The organism is Methylobacterium sp. P5_C11 (assembly GCF_054049775.1).
Window position 1 is genome coordinate 34,672 of the sequence record NZ_JBFULS010000014.1, and the last position, 17,743, is coordinate 52,414.

The 17,743-nt window shown below is 68.0% G+C and carries 12 protein-coding genes; 4 read left to right on the forward strand and 8 right to left on the reverse strand.

All coding sequences use genetic code 11. The features are described 5' to 3' along the window. Nucleotides 1–6: 6 nt before the first annotated feature. From ACXJKQ_RS10120 to coxB, 4 genes are all read right to left on the reverse strand, one after another. A complete protein-coding gene (locus ACXJKQ_RS10120; RefSeq protein ID WP_043348492.1) occupies nucleotides 7–171 on the reverse strand; it encodes a hypothetical protein in 165 nt (54 codons plus the stop codon). A 5-nt stretch (nucleotides 172–176) separates the two neighbouring features. Continuing rightward, entirely contained in the window at nucleotides 177–1,127 is a 951-nt protein-coding gene (locus ACXJKQ_RS10125) for a heme o synthase (RefSeq protein ID WP_457105631.1), read from the reverse strand. A gap of 213 nt (nucleotides 1,128–1,340) precedes the next feature. Further along, nucleotides 1,341–2,969: a cytochrome c oxidase subunit I gene (gene ctaD / locus ACXJKQ_RS10130; RefSeq protein WP_457105632.1), complete on the reverse strand. Its 1,629-nt coding sequence runs from the start codon at nucleotides 2,967–2,969 to the stop codon at nucleotides 1,341–1,343. 50 nt (nucleotides 2,970–3,019) lie between these two features. Beyond that, a complete protein-coding gene (coxB, locus tag ACXJKQ_RS10135; RefSeq protein WP_457105633.1) occupies nucleotides 3,020–3,859 on the reverse strand; it encodes a cytochrome c oxidase subunit II in 840 nt (279 codons plus the stop codon). A 386-nt stretch (nucleotides 3,860–4,245) separates the two neighbouring features. On the opposite strand from coxB, the gene fdhD reads away from it, so the two are divergent. Next, complete coding sequence (gene fdhD, locus ACXJKQ_RS10140) at nucleotides 4,246–5,085, forward strand: formate dehydrogenase accessory sulfurtransferase FdhD (protein ID WP_457105634.1); 840 nt, start codon at nucleotides 4,246–4,248, stop codon at nucleotides 5,083–5,085. A gap of 25 nt (nucleotides 5,086–5,110) precedes the next feature. Here the strand turns inward: fdhD and ACXJKQ_RS10145 are convergent, their stop codons facing one another. Then, nucleotides 5,111–5,719 carry a hypothetical protein gene (locus ACXJKQ_RS10145; protein WP_457105635.1) on the reverse strand — a complete coding sequence of 203 codons (609 nt, stop codon included), beginning with the start codon at nucleotides 5,717–5,719 and terminating at the stop codon, nucleotides 5,111–5,113. A gap of 787 nt (nucleotides 5,720–6,506) precedes the next feature. Here ACXJKQ_RS10145 and gltB point away from each other — a divergent pair. Together gltB and ACXJKQ_RS10155 are read left to right on the forward strand one after the other, a co-directional pair. Beyond that, nucleotides 6,507–11,222 carry a glutamate synthase large subunit gene (gene gltB, locus ACXJKQ_RS10150; protein WP_457105636.1) on the forward strand — a complete coding sequence of 1,572 codons (4,716 nt, stop codon included), beginning with the start codon at nucleotides 6,507–6,509 and terminating at the stop codon, nucleotides 11,220–11,222. Nucleotides 11,223–11,320: 98 nt separating this feature from the next. Then, entirely contained in the window at nucleotides 11,321–12,754 is a 1,434-nt protein-coding gene (locus ACXJKQ_RS10155) for a glutamate synthase subunit beta (RefSeq protein ID WP_457105637.1), read from the forward strand. A gap of 25 nt (nucleotides 12,755–12,779) precedes the next feature. On the opposite strand, the gene ACXJKQ_RS10160 is transcribed toward ACXJKQ_RS10155, so the two are convergent. From ACXJKQ_RS10160 to galE, 3 genes are all read right to left on the reverse strand, one after another. Continuing rightward, nucleotides 12,780–14,213, reverse strand: coding sequence for a DUF459 domain-containing protein (locus ACXJKQ_RS10160; protein WP_457105638.1), 1,434 nt, complete (start codon nucleotides 14,211–14,213; stop codon nucleotides 12,780–12,782). A gap of 79 nt (nucleotides 14,214–14,292) precedes the next feature. Further along, nucleotides 14,293–15,483, reverse strand: a complete 1,191-nt coding sequence (locus ACXJKQ_RS10165; RefSeq protein WP_457105639.1) for a lytic murein transglycosylase — start codon at nucleotides 15,481–15,483, stop codon at nucleotides 14,293–14,295. Between the two features lie 4 nt (nucleotides 15,484–15,487). Further along, nucleotides 15,488–16,480, reverse strand: a complete 993-nt coding sequence (gene galE, locus ACXJKQ_RS10170) for a UDP-glucose 4-epimerase GalE (RefSeq protein ID WP_457105640.1) — start codon at nucleotides 16,478–16,480, stop codon at nucleotides 15,488–15,490. A 174-nt stretch (nucleotides 16,481–16,654) separates the two neighbouring features. On the opposite strand from galE, the gene galU reads away from it, so the two are divergent. Next, nucleotides 16,655–17,524, forward strand: a complete 870-nt coding sequence (gene galU / locus ACXJKQ_RS10175; RefSeq protein ID WP_457105641.1) for a UTP--glucose-1-phosphate uridylyltransferase GalU — start codon at nucleotides 16,655–16,657, stop codon at nucleotides 17,522–17,524. Nucleotides 17,525–17,743 lie beyond the last annotated feature (219 nt).

Consider the following 17,743-nt stretch of genomic DNA (forward strand, 5'->3'; position numbering starts at 1 on the left):
AGCGCCTCAGAGCGGCCGGCTGAGGATCTGCGGCCCGAGCTTGACGATCGTCAGCACGAAGAACAGCAGGACCCAGGCGCCGAGGGCCAACGCGATCGCGACAGAGCGCTTGCGCCGGCGCGCCTCCTCTTCGGGCGTCAGCGGTCGATACTGGATCTCGGGATCCGCCATCGTAATCAGCCCAGCACCGGGTGGAACAGGCCGAAGCTCTGCTCGGCCAGCAGCGCCGAGAACAGCGCGAACAGATACAGGATCGAGAAGCCGAACATGCCCATCGCGGCGCGCTTCTCGGCCTCGCCCTCGCGGTTCCGGAGCACCCGGATGCTGAAGGCCACCATGCCGAGACCGCCCACGAGGCCGATCACCGCATAGATCACGCCGCCGAAGCCCAGGGCCACCGGCGCGAGGCCGAGGGGCGCGAGGAGCAGGGAGTACCATACGATCTGACGGCGGGTGGAGGCCGGGCCGGCGACGTTCGGCATCATCGGGATGCCGGCACGGGCATACTCGTCAGCCTTGATCAGGGCGAGCGCCCAGAAATGCGGCGGGGTCCAGATGAAGATGATGGCGAACAGGACGAGCGACTCGATCCCCACCGAACCGGTGACCACCGCCTGGCCGATGACCGGCGGAAGGGCGCCCGCGGCGCCGCCGATGACGATGTTCTGCGCGGTCGCCCGCTTGAGCCACATCGAGTAGACCACCGCGTAGAAGACGATGGTGAAGGCGAGGAGCGCCGCGGCCAGCCAGTTCGCGGTCAGGCCGAGAACCAGCACCGACGCCACCGAGAGGAACAGCCCGAAGCCGAGGGCTTCCTCGGACGTGATCTTGCCGGCCGGGATCGGCCGCGTGGCCGTGCGGCTCATAACGGCGTCGATATCCGCGTCCCACCACATATTGAGGCAGCCGGAGGCGCCGGCGCCGACCGCGATGGCCAGCAGCGAGATGGCGCCGATCGCCGGCTGCACGTGGCCCTGGGAGACGACCATCCCGACCAGGGCGGTGAAGATGACGAGGACCATCACCCGCGGCTTGAGCAGGGCGAAATAGTCCGGAACGTCGCCGCCGGCGCTCGTGAGGGCCGGGGTCGGAACGTCCGGTCCGAGGGTGTTCGTCAGGCTCGTCATCGCGTCTGCCGCTGCTGTGTCGGCGCCCGGCCGCGCGCGTCACGGTCGGGTCGTGTCTTGAAGTCGACGTGTTCCAAGGATTGGCGTGAGCGGGGCTCGGGATAAAGCCCGAACCCATGCGGATCGCCCTCGTCGCTCGCCCTTGCCGGGAGGTCGGTGACCGGCCTCCGGGAAAGGGCGAGGGCCGCGGATGCGGCCCTCGCGGTTTGTCTATCAGTGCGCGCCGGGCTCGTCGACGATGCGGGGCAGCGTCTCGAACTGGTGGAACGGGGGCGGAGAGGACAGCGTCCACTCGAGGGTGGTGGCGCCTTCGCCCCACGGATTGTCCGCGGCCCGCTCCTTGGAGCGGAAGGCCAGGACCACGCCGATCACGAACACGAACATGCCGAGACCGAAGATGTGGCCGCCGTAGGTCGACACCTTGTGCCAGCCCGCGAAGGCCTCCGGATAGTCGGCGTACCGACGCGGCATGCCGGCGAGGCCGAGGAAGTGCATCGGGAAGAACAGGACGTTCGCGCCGATGAAGGCCAGCCAGAAGTGCAGCTTGCCGGCCCATTCCGGGATGATGTGGCCGGTCATCTTCGGGAACCAGTAGTAGACACCGGCGAAGATGATGAACACGGCACCGAGAGACAGCACGTAGTGGAAGTGCGCGACCACGTAGTAGGTGTCGTGCAGGTACTTATCGACCGCCGAGTTGGCGAGCACGACGCCGGTCACGCCGCCGACGGTGAACAGGAAGATGAAGCCCACCGCCCAGTGCATCGCGGCGGTGAAGCGGATGGAGCCGCCCCACATGGTGGCGATCCACGAGAAGATCTTCACGCCGGTCGGCACCGCGATCACCATGGTGGCGAACACGAAGTAGGACTGCGTCTGGAGCGACAGGCCGACCGTGTACATGTGGTGCGCCCACACGACGAAGCCGACGACGCCGATCGCCACCATGGCGTAGGCCATCGCGAGGTAGCCGAAGACGGGCTTGCGCGAGAACGTGGCGATGATGTGCGAGACGATGCCGAAGGCCGGCAGGATCATGATGTACACTTCGGGGTGACCGAAGAACCAGAACAGGTGCTGGTACAGGATCGGGTCACCACCGCCGGCCGGGTCGAAGAAGGTCGTGCCGAAGTTGCGGTCGGTGAGCAGCATCGTGATGGCGCCCGCCAGAACCGGCAGCGACAGCAGCAGCAGGAAGGCGGTCACCAGCTCGGCCCAGGCGAAGAGCGGCATTTTGTGCAGCGTCATGCCCGGGGCGCGCATGTTCAGGATGGTGGTGATGAAGTTGATCGCGCCGAGGATCGAGCCGGCGCCCGAGAGGTGCAGGGCGAAGATCGCGAAGTCGACGGCCGGGCCGGGATGGCCGGCGGTCGAGAGCGGTGGGTAGACGGTCCACCCGGTGCCGGCGCCGGACGCGCCCGGCGCGCCCTCGACGAACAGCGAGCAGAGCAGGGAGCAGAAGCCCGCCACCGTCAGCCAGAACGAGATGTTGTTCATGCGCGGGAACGCCATGTCGGGCGCACCGATCATGAGGGGCACGAACCAGTTGCCGAAGCCGCCGATCAGCGCCGGCATCACCATGAAGAACACCATGATGAGACCGTGGCCCGTGACGAACACGTTGTAGGTCGCGGGGTTCGAGAAGTACTGCAGGCCGGGCGCCTCCATCTCCATCCGGATGCCGAAGGAGAGGAACGCGCCGATCATGCCGGCGCAGAAGGCGAAGAGCAGGTAGAGAGTGCCGATGTCCTTGTGGTTCGTCGACAGGAACCAGCGGGCGAAGAACGACGGCTTGTGGTCGTGGACCTCGTGGGCCTCGGCATGGGCTGCGGCTGTAGCCATGGATTCGGGTGCCTTGTGGATCTGATGGGTTCGGATCGGTCAGCCGGGGCTCAGCGCGCCTCGGCGACGCTCGTGCCGTTGTCGATGCGGGCGTACTTGGTCTTGGCCTCCTTCAGCCAGTCGGCGTAGGCCTGCTCGCTGACGACACGCACCACGATCGGCATGTAGGCGTGGCGCTGGCCACATAGCTCGGAGCACTGGCCGTGGAACGTGCCTTCCTTGTCGGCCTTGAACCACATCTGGTTGAGGCGGCCGGGAACGGCGTCGATCTTGAAGCCGAAGGCCGGCATGGCCCAGGAATGCAGCACGTCGGCGGCGGTGACCTGGATCTTCACGATCTTGCCGACCGGGACGACCATCTCGTTGTCGGTCTGAAGCAGGCGCGGCTGCTTGTCCTCGTCGATGTTCGCATCGAACGTGAAGCCGCCGCCGGCCTCGGTCTGCGGGTATTCGTAGGACCAGTACCACGCGTGACCGATGACCTTGACGATCATGTCAGCCTTCGGGTCCGAGAGCTGCGTGCGCAGCAGACGGAAGGACGGGATCGCCACGGCCACCAGGATCAGCACCGGCACGATCGTCCAGGCGATCTCGATGGCGGTGTTATGGGTGGTGCGCGAGGGGGTGGGATTCCGCTTCTCATTGAAGCGGAAGACGCACCAGAGGATCAGGCCCAGTACGAACACCGAGATCGCCAGGGACAGCCAATGCAAGCCGACCTCGAAGCTCAGGATGTCGCGCGCATTCTCCGTCACCGGGATCTGCCGGCTCATTTCCCACGGAACCGGTTGACCGAAGCCCGCAGCCTGCGCGCCTGCTATCGGGAAGAGCGAGGCGCCGAGCGAGGCGAGGCTCCAGAGTGACCGGTTGATCGTCCGCACCGTCCGCATCTGCCTCTCGTGGCTCCCCTGGCTGTCTGACTGTCGCCGGACCTCCCCGTCTTGATCGAGTGCGGGATCGTACCGACGTAACGGAGTACCGGTTGTGTCACCCGGCATTATCCGACCGGGGCTTCAGACCACAAGGGCCGGCGCGGTGCAACCGCACAAGCGTCGCATCGCACGCTTTCCCGCCGGTTCGCGAACCGTCGTGGCGCCTGCGCACTACCACAATGGCGGATACGCGCGGCGCGTCCGCGGTCCCCTTCGGCGTTCCCGCCGGGTCCCGGGATCCCGATGGTGGGAATGCGATCCCGCGGACGCGAAATCCGTCCCCGTGACGTTGCAACGCGGGTCGGGCGGCGCCTACCGTCCCCGACGTGTCATCGGAGTTCGAAATGTCGACGCAGCCGGAAGGCCCCTCGTCCGGTCCGCTGCCCTGTGCAGTGCGCCTGCCCATGCAGGTGATGGCCTATTCCGGCTCGATGTCGAAGCACGACACGCGGGCGTTGGCGGTGGAAGCGCCGGTCAACCTCGTCTACGGCAGCGTTCCGCACGCCGTGATGATGGCGACCCCTGCGGACCTGGAGGATTTCGCCTACGGGTTCAGTCTCACGGAGGGGATCGTGGACAGCGCGGCGGAGATCCGCGCGACCCGGGTCGAGACCGGCGCGGATGGCATCCGCCTCCACGTCGAACTGGCGCCCGGGCGCCTCCGCGAGCATCTGGCGCGGAAACGCGCCATCAGCGGCCGCACCGGCTGCGGCGTCTGCGGCATCGAGGATCTGGCGCAATTGCCCCAGGCCGACGGTGTCCTGGCGGCCGATGTCCGGGTCAGCCTGCCGGCCATCGCCCGTGCTCTGTCGAGCCTCGACCGGGCTCAGGTTCTCGGTGCCGAGACACGCGCCGTCCACGCCGCGGCCTGGGCCGGCCTTGACGGCACCCTCTGTGCGCTGCGCGAGGACGTTGGCCGCCACAATGCCCTCGACAAGCTGATCGGCGCGCTGATGCGGTCGGGAACGGCGCCGGATGCCGGTTTCCTCGTCATCACGAGCCGCTGCTCGTTCGAGATGGTCGAGAAGGCGGCCAGCCTCGGCGCGGCCGTGATCGTCGCGATCTCGGCACCCACATCCCTGGCGCTCGAACGCGCCAAGGCTCACGGCATGACGCTCTGCGCCATCGCGCGATCCGATACGGTCACGGTCTTCACGGGTGCTGAGCGGCTGATTCCGGGTTAGCAGCCGGCCGTTCGGCGACTGGTCTCTATTCGGCTGTGCCCGGGACGATGGTGGCGCCGCCGATGACCCGAACGTGCTTCTTGTCCGACGCGGGCGGATCCTTCCAGTCCTTCGCAGGCGGCTTTGCCGTCTCCGCGACGACAGCTTCAGCCGGCTTCGAGGCCACGGGCGCCGATGTATTGGGCGCCGGTGCCGGAGGCGCCGCCTTCTCGATCGCGGCCGCCTTGGTATCGGTTCCCGATGCCGGTTTGGGATCCAACTTCGCCGCTTCGGCAGGGGCGATCTGCGGCGTGGGCGCTTCGGGCGACGTGCGGTGCGTCGGCTTCACGTCCGTCGGCCGAGGGGGCACAGCACGGGCGACCTTCCGCGGCGGCGGTGTGCGGACGATCCCGTCGGGGTTCAGGCCGTCGGGATTGCCATCCGGTCGAAGGGCCTCGTTGGTCGGCCGGCGCTGAAGCCGCAGCGCCGGGCCTTCCTCCTGCGGCACGGGTCGGATCACTCGCCGCGGAGCCGCGTCGTCCTCGGTCCAGCCGAAACCGGGGGCGGGGCGCTCCAGCCGCGCATAGGTTTCCGGCGCGCCGATCCGCTGGCGCCCAACGATCGCACCGGTTGTCGAATCGACGAAGAGCCGCACCGGGATGCCGGTCGGTCCGACCGCGTCGACGACATAGCCCCGTCCGTCGAAGCGCGGGCGGCTGAGGCCCGTGAAACCGCGATCGGCGAGACGCCAGGCCACGACCCGCGGCGGCAGGATCTCATCCTCGAAGGCGAATTGCGCCCGAGCGCCGCTGGATACGCCCAGCAGGATCGCCCCCATGAGGAGGGCGGTTCGCAGCGTCCGTCGCGGCGAACGGTCCGGACGTGAGGCGGCTCTGCTCTGTGACGTCACTCTCGTGCGTTCCTGATTTGGAGACCCGGCAGAGTGTCCGGTTCCGGCATGGTCCGGGCCGGTGAACCCGGACCTCGACCATGCCGGCGAGGTCGTTGCCCCGCATGCCGCTTGTGCTCGGCCCGCACGGTAGACCCCGCGATTCGGGCGAGATTGCGGAGGCCGTTGCCCGGGTCCGACCCGTCATCCAGAGCGGCGACACCGTAGCCGCAGGCTCTCTCTTGCTGAAAACATTTCAATCTGGCAGTTTCGCGACTTAGGACAGCAGAACTGTCCCATCGGCCGTGCATCCCGGCCGTCGCCGTCTCGCGCGCGGGCGAGAAATTCGGCAGACGGACACGGGCGCGCCAGCGCACCGCTCCTCGAGCGGTCCGGGTCCTCGATGAACGCAAGTCGACGGACGTGTCCCCGGGGACCGGACGGATGGCCTGCGGCAACGGGAGGGAGCGCCAGGCGCCGACGGCCGCGGGCATGAAACGTGCTCGCGGGTCCAGGGGCGACGGACGGGTTCGAGGGAAGGACGAGACGAAGCATGTCACAGCGCAGACCCGCCGAAGAGTTTGCCGCTTCCACGATCCAGGCTGCCGCTCCGCGCGGCGCCGCGATGCCGCTCATCGTGCGCGACCCAGCGCTTCCGAAAGCCGAGGGCGCCTACGATCCGGCCCACGAGCGCGACGCCTGCGGCGTCGGCTTCATCGCCGACATGCACGACCGGCGCACGCATGCCATTGTCGAGCAGGGCCTGAAGATCCTGGAGAACCTCGACCATCGCGGCGCCGTGGGTGCCGACCCCAAGATGGGCGACGGCTGCGGCATCCTCACGCAGATCCCGCACGGCTTCTTCGCGGAGGAATGTTCGCGTCTCGGATTCGAACTGCCGCCGGCCGGTTCTTACGCGATCGGTCAGTTCTTCATGCCCAAGGCCGAGGAGCCGCGGGCGATCATCCAGACGATCGTCGAGGCGGCCCTCGCCGCCGAGGGCCTGCCGCTGCTCGGCTGGCGCGACGTCCCGGTGGATCCGGAGGATCTCGGCGTGGCCGTTAAGGCCACAGAGCCGCACCACCGTCAGGTCTTCATCGGCCGGCCGGCCTCGGTCGCCGATCAGGATGCCTTCGAGCGCCGGGTCTACGTCGCCCGCAAGGTGATCTCCAACAAGGTCTACGCCCTCGAAGACCCGCGGGTGAAGGAGTTCTACCCCGTCTCCGTCTCGAGCCGGACGATCGTCTACAAGGGCATGGTGCTCGTCACCCAGCTCGGGGGCTATTTCCTCGACCTGAAGGACAAGCGGTTCGTCTCGGCGATCGCCCTCGTTCACCAGCGCTTCGCGACGAACACGTTCCCGACCTGGCGGCTGTCGCACCCGTACCGGATGGTCGCGCATAACGGCGAGATCAACACCCTGCGCGGCAACGTCAACTGGATGGCGGCGCGTCAGGCGAGCGTCGATTCCGACCTGTTCGGCAACGACATCTCGAAGCTGTGGCCGATCTCCTACGAGGGCCAGTCCGACACCGCCTGCTTCGACAATGCCCTCGAGTTCCTCGTGCAGGGCGGGTACCCGCTGGCCCACGCGATGATGATGCTGATCCCGGAAGCCTGGGCCGGCAACCCGCTGATGAGCGAGGAGCGGCGCGCCTTTTACGAGTATCACGCGGCTCTGATGGAGCCGTGGGATGGCCCGGCCGCGGTCGCCTTCACGGACGGGCGCCAGATCGGCGCGACCCTCGACCGGAACGGCCTGCGTCCGGCCCGCTACATCGTCACCGATGACGGCCTCGTGGTGCTCGCCTCCGAGATGGGCACCCTGCCGATTCCGGACGAGAAGATCGTGCAGTCCTGGCGCCTGCAGCCGGGTCGCATGCTGCTGATCGACCTTCAGAAGGGGCGGATCGTCTCCGACGAGGAGATCAAGGGCGAACTCGCTGCCGCCCACCCCTATGCCGACTGGGTGAAGAACACCCAGATCGTGCTGGAGGATCTGAGGCCGGTGCAGCCGCGCGAGTCGCGCGGCGACGTCAGCCTGCTCGATCGCCAGCAGGCCTTCGGCTACACCCAGGAGGACCTCAAGCTGCTGATGCAGCCCATGGCCGTGACCGGCCAGGAGGCGGTCGGCTCCATGGGCACGGACACGCCGCTCTCGGCGCTCTCCGAGAAGTCGAAGCTGCTCTACACCTACTTCAAGCAGAACTTCGCGCAGGTGACGAACCCGCCGATCGACCCGATCCGCGAGGAGGCCGTGATGAGCCTCGTCTCGTTCATCGGGCCGCGGCCGAACCTGCTCGACATGGAGGGTGCGTCCCGGCGCAAGCGTCTGGAGGTCCGCCAGCCGATCCTGACCAACGGCGACCTGGAGAAGATCCGCTCGATCGGCCATTTCGAGGATCGGTTCGACACCAAGACCCTGGACATGACCTACCCGGCCGAGATGGGCGCCCAGGCCATGGACGGGGCGCTCGACCGCCTCTGCGACCGCGCTGAGGCGGCGGTGCGCGGCGGCTACAACATCATCGTGCTCACCGACCGCGCGGTCGGGCCGGACCGGATCCCGATTCCGGCGCTGCTCGCCACCGCGTCCGTGCACAACTACCTGATCCGCAAGGGTCTGCGGACGTCGGTCGGCCTCGTGGTCGAATCCGGCGAGCCGCGGGAGGTCCATCACTTCGCCTGCCTCGCGGGCTACGGCGCCGAGGCGGTCAACCCGTACCTCGCCTTCGAGACGCTGCTCGAAATGAAGGACGAGTTCCCGCCGGACCTCACCGACGACGAGATCATCTACCGCTACATCAAGGCGATCGATAAGGGCCTGCTGAAGGTGATGTCCAAGATGGGCATCTCCACGTACCAATCCTATTGCGGCGCCCAGATCTTCGATGCGGTCGGGCTGAATTCGACCTTCGTGGGCCGCGACTTCTTCGGCACGGCGACCACGATCGAGGGCGTCGGCATGTCCGAGATCGCCGAGGAGACGTTCCGCCGTCACCGCGACGCCTTCGGCGATGCGCCGGTCTACCGCAACGCCCTGGATGTCGGCGGCGAATACGCCTACCGGCTGCGCGGCGAGACCCATACCTGGACGCCCGACACGGTCGCGACGCTGCAGCATGCGGTGCGCCTCAACGTGCCTGAGCGGTATCGGGAATACGCCGCCCTGGTGAACCGCCAGGAGCACCAGCTGAAGACGCTGCGGGGGCTGTTCCGCATCAAGTCGGCGTCCGAGATCGGCCGCGCGCCCGTGCCGGTCGAGTCGGTCGAGCCGGCCTCCGAGATCGTCAAGCGCTTCGCGACCGGCGCCATGTCGTACGGCTCCATCTCCAAGGAGGCCCACGAGACGCTGGCCATCGCGCTGAACTCCTTCGGCGGCCGCTCGAACTCCGGTGAGGGCGGCGAGGAGGTCGAGCGCTTCAAGCCGCTGCCGGACGGGCGCTCGCGCCGGTCGGCGATCAAACAGGTCGCCTCGGGCCGGTTCGGCGTCACGACGGAATACCTCGTCAATTCCGACATGATGCAGATCAAGGTCGCGCAGGGGGCCAAGCCCGGCGAGGGCGGCCAGCTGCCCGGCCACAAGGTCGATGCCAAGATCGCCAAGGTCCGCTACGCCACCCCGGGCGTCGGCCTGATCTCGCCGCCGCCGCACCATGACATCTACTCGATCGAGGATCTGGCTCAGCTGATCTTCGACCTGAAGAACGTGAACCCGTCGGCGGACGTGTCGGTGAAGCTCGTCTCGGAGGTGGGCGTCGGCACGGTCGCGGCCGGCGTCGCCAAGGCGCGGGCCGACCACATCACGATCTCGGGCTTCGACGGCGGCACCGGCGCAGCGCCCCTGACCTCGCTCAAGCACGCGGGCGGCCCCTGGGAGACCGGCCTGGCCGAGACCCAGCAGACGCTGGTGCTCAACAACCTGCGCGGGCGCGTTGCCCTTCAGGCGGATGGCGGCATCCGCACCGGGCGCGACGTTATCATCGCGGCCCTGCTCGGCGCCGACCAGATGGGCTTCTCCACGGCCCCTCTGATCGCGGCCGGCTGCATCATGATGCGCAAGTGCCACCTGAACACCTGCCCCGTGGGCGTTGCCACCCAGGATCCGGTGCTCCGCAAGCGGTTCAAGGGCACGCCCGAGCACGTGGTGAACTACTTCTTCTTCGTGGCCGAGGAGGTGCGAGAGATCCTGGCCTCGCTCGGATTCACCAAGCTGGAGGAGGCGGTCGGCCGCTCCGACGTGCTCGACAAGGTCGAGGCCATCACGCACTGGAAGGCTCGGGGACTCGACTTCACCAAGCTCTTCCACCGGCCGAAGGTGGGCGAGGGCACGGCGATCCGCCACGTGGAGGTGCAGCACCACCCGATCGATACGGTCCTCGACCGGCGTCTGATCGAGAAGGCGCAGCACGCCGTCGAGACCGGCGAGCCGGTCGTGATCACCGATACGATCCGGAACTCGGACCGTGCCACCGGAGCGATGCTTTCGGGCTTGGTGGCGAAGGCGCACGGCCATGAGGGCCTGCCGGACGACACCATCGTGGTGAAGCTCTCCGGCACCGCCGGCCAGAGTTTCGGCGCGTGGGTCGCTGCCGGTGTCACCCTCCAACTGACCGGTCACGGCAACGACTACGTCGGCAAGGGCCTGTCGGGCGGCAAGCTGATCATCCGGCCGAGCGACGCGCTGAAGGCGCCGCCGAACCGGACCATCATGGTCGGCAACACGGTGCTCTACGGCGCTATCGCGGGCGAGTGCTACATCCGCGGCTCCGCGGGCGAGCGCTTCGCCGTGCGCAACTCTGGCGCCATCACGGTTGTCGAGGGCATGGGCGACCACGGCTGCGAATACATGACCGGCGGCGTCGTCGTGTCGATCGGCGAGACCGGGCGCAACTTCGCGGCCGGCATGTCGGGTGGGATCGCCTACGTCCTCGACGAGGACGGGTCGTTCTCAGCGCGTTGCAACTTGTCGATGGTCGATCTGGAGCCCGTGGAGGAGGAGGACGACCTGATGCGCCGCTTCCACCAGGACGGCGACCTCGAGACCAAGGGGCGGGTCGATATCCTGGCCGACATGTCGGGCCATGACGAGGAGCGCCTGACGCAGCTCATCACCAACCATCTCAAGTACACGGGCAGCCCGCGCGCCAAGGCGATCCTCGACGACTGGAGCCGCTACCGCACCAAGTTCGTGAAGGTGATGCCGGTGGAGTACCGCCGGGCGCTGCGCGAGATGGAGATGGCGCGGATGCCGGTGGCCGCGGAGTAGTCGGCTTCCCAAAACCGGGCGGTCCGCCGCCCGGTCAAGCACACAAGAGGACGACGCGGGCAGCGCAGTCACAGACTGGCCGGCCCAGGGGCTGACCGATGGGCAAGATCACAGGTTTTCTAGAGTTCGACCGGCAGGAGCAGAAGTACCAGCTCGCCGCCGACCGGGTCCGGCACTTCCGGGAGTTCACGCTCCCTCTGGACGAGCATGACCTGACGAAACAGGCCGCCCGCTGCATGGATTGCGGCATCCCGTTCTGCCATGGCCCGACCGGCTGCCCGGTCCACAACCAGATCCCGGACTGGAACGACCTCGTATTCCAGTCGGATTGGGAGGAGGCGTCCCGCAACCTGCACTCGACGAACAACTTCCCGGAGTTCACCGGGCGCGTCTGTCCTGCCCCCTGCGAGGAAGCCTGCACGCTGAACCTCGAGAACCAGCCGGTCGCCATCAAGACCATCGAGCAGGCGATCGCCGATCGGGCCTGGAACATGGGCTGGGTGAAGCCCGAGCCCGCTCAGACCCGGACCGGCAAGCGCGTGGCGATCGTCGGCTCCGGGCCGGCCGGGATGGCTGCGGCCCAGCAGTTGGCTCGGGTCGGTCACGACGTCCACGTCTTCGAGCGGGAGCCGAAGGCCGGTGGCCTGCTGCGCTACGGCATACCGGACTTCAAGATGGAGAAGCGGCACATCGACCGGCGGGTGCGGCAGATGGAGGCCGAGGGCGTGGTCTTCCATTACAATCAGAACATCGGCGTGACGAAGCCTGTCGACGAGCTGAAGGCGGAGTTCGACGCGGTGATGTTCTGCGGCGGCGCCGAGGATCCTCGTAACCCGCAGCTGCCGGGTCAGGACCTCGACGGTGTCCATTACGCGATGCCCTACCTGGTCCAGTCCAATCGTCGAGTGGGCAACGAGCCGATCCGCGGCAACGGCGAGCTGCCGATCCTGGCCGCCGGCAAGAACGTGGTCGTCATCGGCGGTGGCGACACGGCCTCCGACTGCGTCGGTACGGCGTTCCGCCAGGGCGCCCTGTCGGTCACGCAGCTCGACATTCGCCCGCGGCCGCCGGAGCGCGAAGACAAGCTGACTGTATGGCCGTATTGGCCGACGAAGATGCGGACCTCGTCCAGCCAGGCCGAGGGGGCCGAGCGCGAGTTCCAGGCGGCGACGCTCCGCCTCGAAGGCAACAAGAAGGGTCGGTTGACCGGCGTGGTCTGCGCCCGGGTCGATGCCAAGCGTCAGCCGATCGCCGGGAGCGAATTCGTTCTCCCCGCCGATCTGGTCTTCATGGCGATCGGCTTTGCGGGCTCGGTTCAGAAGGGTCTTCTCGAACAGTCCGGCATCGACGTCAGCAAGCGCGGGAATGTCGAGGCCAACGAGGACGATTACCGCACATCCGATGCCAAGATCTGGGCGGCGGGCGACATGCGTCGCGGCCAGTCGCTGGTCGTCTGGGCGATCCGAGAGGGACGCCAGGCGGCGCGCGCCATTGACGAGACCCTCATGGGCGCCAGCCTCCTGCCGCGCTGAAGCAAACGCGCCAGGACGGCCGGCGTCAGCCGGGCGGCCAGCGGAAGTCGTCGGCGCGTCCCGGCTGCGGCATCGGGGCGTTTCCGCGGAGCAGCGTCCGCTCCACGGTGCCGAGGCTGTCCGAGTCGCGCGGGCGACCGTTCAGCAATGTGCCGCCTGGTGAGACTTCCGTCCGGCTCAAGGGCACGACCGGTCCCGCCGCGGGCTTCACCGGGAGTGCCGGGATGCCGGGTGGTTCCGGCAGGCTCGGCAGCATGGCGGTGATCTGCCGATCGATCGCCGCGGTATCGGTCGCCTGTCCGGCCCCATCGAGGCTGGGGCCCGGGGTCACGGAGGGGGAGGCCGGCGTCACGGTGGCCGTGGGCGCGGGGTCGGGCTGCCCCGGGACTGTCCCCATCAGGCGCTTCAGCTCCACATCGGCGAAATGGGCGAGCTTGCGGTCACCCGCCTTGGTGAAGTGGACGCCGTCCGCGGTGCGGAGCTTGGCGATCTGGCCCTCGGGATCCGGCCCCGAGGCGGCGTACCGGTCCCGGTCGTCGACGAAGCCGGGCCAGATGTCGACATAGGTCCCGCCGGCCTTGGTGACGCTCTCGCGGACGATGTCGTTCAGCGACGCGAGGTCCCGGCTCAGCGCCTCGTTCTGCACGGGCGGGAGCCCAACCCAGATCAACGGGATCTTGCGATCGGCGAACACCTTGGCGAGGGCTTCCGCCCGGCCCCGATAGAGGGCGCGCCAGCGATCCGTCAGAAGCTCGACCGTCTCGTCGCCATCGCGGATTGGCTGCCGGTCGTTGGCGCCCATCATGACGAGGGCGTAGCGCACCTTGGCATTGGTCTGGAGATAGTCCTGGGCCACCTTCGGCCAGTCGACCACATCCTTGCGCACCAGACCGCTGTCGCCCTTGGCGCGGTCGATGACGGCGACGTCGGCATTATCCTCGAACACGTCGTCGAGGCCCTTCGCGAGGTGATCGGCGAGGGAATCGCCGAAGACGGCGATCTGGACGTTCGGCTCGGTCTTGGCGACCGCGGGTTTCGGCGGTGTGGGTGCGCGGGCGGGGCGGACCCGCCGCTTGATCGCGGGGGTCGGTCGTTGCGCTTCCCCGGTTCCGTAGGTGCTGCGCGGCCGCGGCGCCCGGTAGGTGCGCTCGGGCTGCGGCGCCGCCGGTTGCGGCCTGTCTTCCCAGGGCCAATAGAACTGGCGCGGTGCTTCCTGTTGCGGCGCATAGCGGGGCTGGCGCCCATAGGATCCGTCGTCGCGATAATAGGCGTCGCGCGGTCGCCGTCGCGGCGGCGCCTCGTAGTAGGTACCGCCGCCGGGCTGCTGATAGCTGTCACCCCACTGGGCGTGCGCCGGCATGCTGCCGACCGCCGTCATCCCGGCCAACCCCAGCAGGGCCGCCAGTCCGAGGAGCAACGGGCGTTCCGATTGACGCCGACCAGCGAATTCCATGCGCATCCCGTACGCTTACGCCGAACCGAGACCGTTCGGAACGCACCCACTATAGGTGGAAGCGAGGCGCGGGTCTAAACCGGCGTCAGGGCCGCGGAGCCGGCCTCCCCGTGATTCGGGCCAAAAGCGTTGGCGTGGCATAGCCGTCGGCGGGCAGCCCGACGCTGATCTGATAACGCCGCACAGCCTCGCGAAGCTTGGGGCCGGCGCGGCCATCCGTCGGCCCCTCGTAGAAGCCTGCCGCTGCGAGACCGGTCTGCAGCGCCTTCAGGCCGGTTCCGTCGAGACGTCCGCCGGCCGCCGGCCAGGATGCGGCGAGCGGCGGGCCGCCTCCCAGACGATCCGCGAGATGACCGACCGCCAGGGCGTAGGAATCCGAGGTGTTGTAGCCGCGAAACACCTCGAAATTCCCGGTGATCAGAAAGGCCGGAGACCCGAGGCCGCCGGGCAGGAACAGACTGGCGTCGCCGCGCCCCGGGAGCGGCTTACCGTCCGCGCGCCGGATGCCCCGCTGCGCGAACGCGCCGAGATCGCCCGCATACCGACTGAGATCGAACTCCTTCGGCAGGAGAACCTCGTATCCCCAAGACAGCGCGGGATCCCAGCCGAGATCCCTGAGGTAGGCCGCGATGGAGGCGAGCGAATCCGCTTCGCTGGTCCAGATATCGCGTCGCCCGTCCCCGTCGAAATCCACCGCATGCGCGAGATAGGTGGAGGGAAGGAACTGGACCTGACCCATGGCGCCGGCCCAGCTGCCGCTCATCCGGTCCGCGGTGATGTCGCCGCGTTGCAGGATCGTGAGCGCGGCCAGGAGTTCGTCGCGGAACAGCGTTCCCCGATGGCGCGCCTCGGCCAGGGTCGCCAGAGCCCGGATCGTCGAGACGCTGCCCGCGCTGGCTCCGAAGTCGGATTCGATTCCCCAGAAGGCCAGCACGACCGGGCCAGGCACACCGTACCGGGTCTCGATGGCGGCAAGTGTCGGCGCCAGGGCGTCCGCCCGGGCGCGTCCGCGCGCGATGCGGCCGGGCGAGACGGCACCGACGAGATAGTCCCAGACCGGCCGGACGAACTCGCTCTGGCGGCGCGTGCGGGCGAGGATGGCGGGATCCGGACCGGTGATGCCTCGAAAGGCCGCATCGAAGGTCTGGGCGGAGACACCCCGGGCCTCCGCATCCGGGCGGAGGGCGTCCACGAAGATTTGGAAAGTGTCGGCGGCGGCGGCACGATTTGCCGCGAGGCACGCCGCCGTGGTCAGAAAACCTCTGCGGGACAGCATCCGGTCAGATCCGGTTGCGTTTGCCCAAGTGGTCCTCCCAGGCCAGGGCCTGTCCGACGATCGCGTCCAGGTCGTCGAAGCGCGGCTGCCAACCCAGGCGTTGGCGCACCCGACCCGCCTCGGCCACGATCCGGGCCGGGTCCCCCGGACGGCGCGGGCACAGGCGGACCGCGAAGTCGCGGCCCGACATCCGCTTCACCACCTCGATGACCTCCAGCACGGAATAGCCGCGGCCATAGCCGCAGTTGAGCGTCAGGCTCTCGCCGCCGGCGCGCAGGTGGTCGAGGGCCAGCCGGTGCGCTTCCGCGAGGTCAGAGACCTGGATGTAGTCGCGCAGGCACGAGCCGTCGGGGGTCTGATAGTCGGTTCCGAAGACGTCGAGCCGGGGGCGCTGACCCAGGGCGGCCTGCGTGGCGACCTTGATCAGGTGCGTCGCATTCGGCGTCGATTGCCCCGATCGGCCGTCCGGATCCGCGCCCGCGACGTTGAAGTAGCGCAGGACGACGTACGAGAATCCGTGCGCGGCCGCGGCGTCGGCGATCATCCACTCGCTCATCAGCTTCGAGCGACCGTAGGGGTTGATCGGGTTCAGCGGGAGATCCTCGGGGACCGGAACGACCTCTGGCTCCCCGTAGACGGCCGCGGTGGACGAGAAGATCACGTGCCGCACGCCGGCACGGACCGAAGCCTCGATCAACGAGCGGGTCTTCACCGTGTTGGACAGATAGTAGCCGAGGGGATCGGCCACGGAATCGGGCACCACGATCTTGGCGGCGAAGTGGGCGAGCGCATCGATCCGATGCTGAAGGATGGTCTGCGTGACGAGGGCTTGATCGGCCACGTCGCCGACCACGAGCTTCACGCCCTCCGGAACCGCCCAGTCGAATCCGGTGGAGAGATCGTCCAGAACGACGACCTCCTCATGGCCGGCGTCGAGGAGGGCCAGAACCATGTGGCTGCCGATGTAGCCGGCACCGCCCGTGACCAGAACCGCCATGTCGCCCCCGCTGTCGCCGCCCCGTGTCCGCTGACTACGCGTTTGCAGACGGGAAATTTACGGCCCGCTGCCTCATACTAACGGCGTAGTGGCCTTGCGAGGTCTGGCGTAAGCCTATCTCAGTGACCGCACCGTTGACCACGTCGTCCCATCCTGTCCCGGGGTTACCGCTCGATGAAACCGATCCGCAAGGCCGTCCTGCCCGTAGCGGGCCTTGGCACGCGCTTCCTGCCCGCCACGAAGGCGGTCCCGAAGGAGATGCTCACGGTCGTCGACCGGCCGGTGGTGCAGCATGTGGTCGATGAGGCCCGTGAAGCCGGTATCGAGCACTTCATCTTCGTCACCGGTCGCGGCAAGGCCGTGATCGAGGATCATTTCGACATCGCGTTCGAACTCGATCACACCCTCCAGGAGCGCGGGAAGACGGCAGCCTACGAAGACCTCAAGAAGGATCTTCCCAAGGCCGGTCAGACCAGCTTCACCCGCCAGCAGGCGCCCCTCGGGCTCGGCCACGCGGTGTGGTGCGCCCGCGAGATCGTCGGCGACGAGCCCTTCGCGGTGCTGCTGCCGGACATGCTGAGCCGCGGCTGCATGCAGCAGATGCTGGCGGCCTACGAGCGCCACGGCGGCAACATCATCGCCGTCGAGGAGGTGGCCCCTGCGGAGACGCATCAATACGGCATCGTCAGCGTCGGCGAGACCTACGGTCAGTCGTTCGAGATCACCGGCATGGTGGAGAAGCCCAAGCAGGGGACGGCACCGTCCAACTTCATCATCTCGGGCCGCTACATTCTGCAACCGGAGATCTTCGGCATCCTGGAGCACGGCAAGAAGGGCGCGGGCGGCGAGATCCAGCTCACCGATGCCATGATCGACCTGATGGAGACGCAGGCCTTCTTCGGCATGCGCTACCAGGGCCGGACCTACGATACTGGTTCGAAGCTCGGCTTCCTCACGGCGAACCTCGCCTATGCCCTCGAGAGGGACGACCTGTCGGAGCCGCTTCGCGCCGAGATCGAGAAGCTTCTCAAGGATCGTGCCTGAGGCGTGACGCGGCGGCGGGTTGTCCCGGGGCTGCCCTGCGGACGCGGTCCAGCCATGCACGCAGTGCGGCGTCCGAGAGCGATTTGCCCTTGCCTCTTGTGCGGCGCACTCTATTTTGTGCGTTGCGGGATGGCGATGGCGTCGCGATCCCGCTGCCCTTCTTGGGCGTTTCCTCCCTAGACTTCGGGCCGCTCCTTCGGGAGTGGCCTTTTTTCTGTC

Coding starts and splice junctions, on each gene's coding strand:
- ACXJKQ_RS10120 (WP_043348492.1), bottom strand. CDS start 171: ATGGCGGATCCCGAGATCCAGTATCGACCGCTGACGCCCGAAGAGGAG.
- ACXJKQ_RS10125 (WP_457105631.1), bottom strand. CDS start 1,127: ATGACGAGCCTGACGAACACCCTCGGACCGGACGTTCCGACCCCGGCC.
- ctaD (WP_457105632.1), bottom strand. CDS start 2,969: ATGGCTACAGCCGCAGCCCATGCCGAGGCCCACGAGGTCCACGACCAC.
- coxB (WP_457105633.1), bottom strand. CDS start 3,859: ATGCGGACGGTGCGGACGATCAACCGGTCACTCTGGAGCCTCGCCTCG.
- fdhD (WP_457105634.1), top strand. CDS start 4,246: ATGTCGACGCAGCCGGAAGGCCCCTCGTCCGGTCCGCTGCCCTGTGCA.
- gltB (WP_457105636.1), top strand. CDS start 6,507: ATGTCACAGCGCAGACCCGCCGAAGAGTTTGCCGCTTCCACGATCCAG.
- ACXJKQ_RS10155 (WP_457105637.1), top strand. CDS start 11,321: ATGGGCAAGATCACAGGTTTTCTAGAGTTCGACCGGCAGGAGCAGAAG.
- ACXJKQ_RS10160 (WP_457105638.1), bottom strand. CDS start 14,213: ATGCGCATGGAATTCGCTGGTCGGCGTCAATCGGAACGCCCGTTGCTC.
- ACXJKQ_RS10165 (WP_457105639.1), bottom strand. CDS start 15,483: ATGCTGTCCCGCAGAGGTTTTCTGACCACGGCGGCGTGCCTCGCGGCA.
- galE (WP_457105640.1), bottom strand. CDS start 16,480: ATGGCGGTTCTGGTCACGGGCGGTGCCGGCTACATCGGCAGCCACATG.
- galU (WP_457105641.1), top strand. CDS start 16,655: ATGAAACCGATCCGCAAGGCCGTCCTGCCCGTAGCGGGCCTTGGCACG.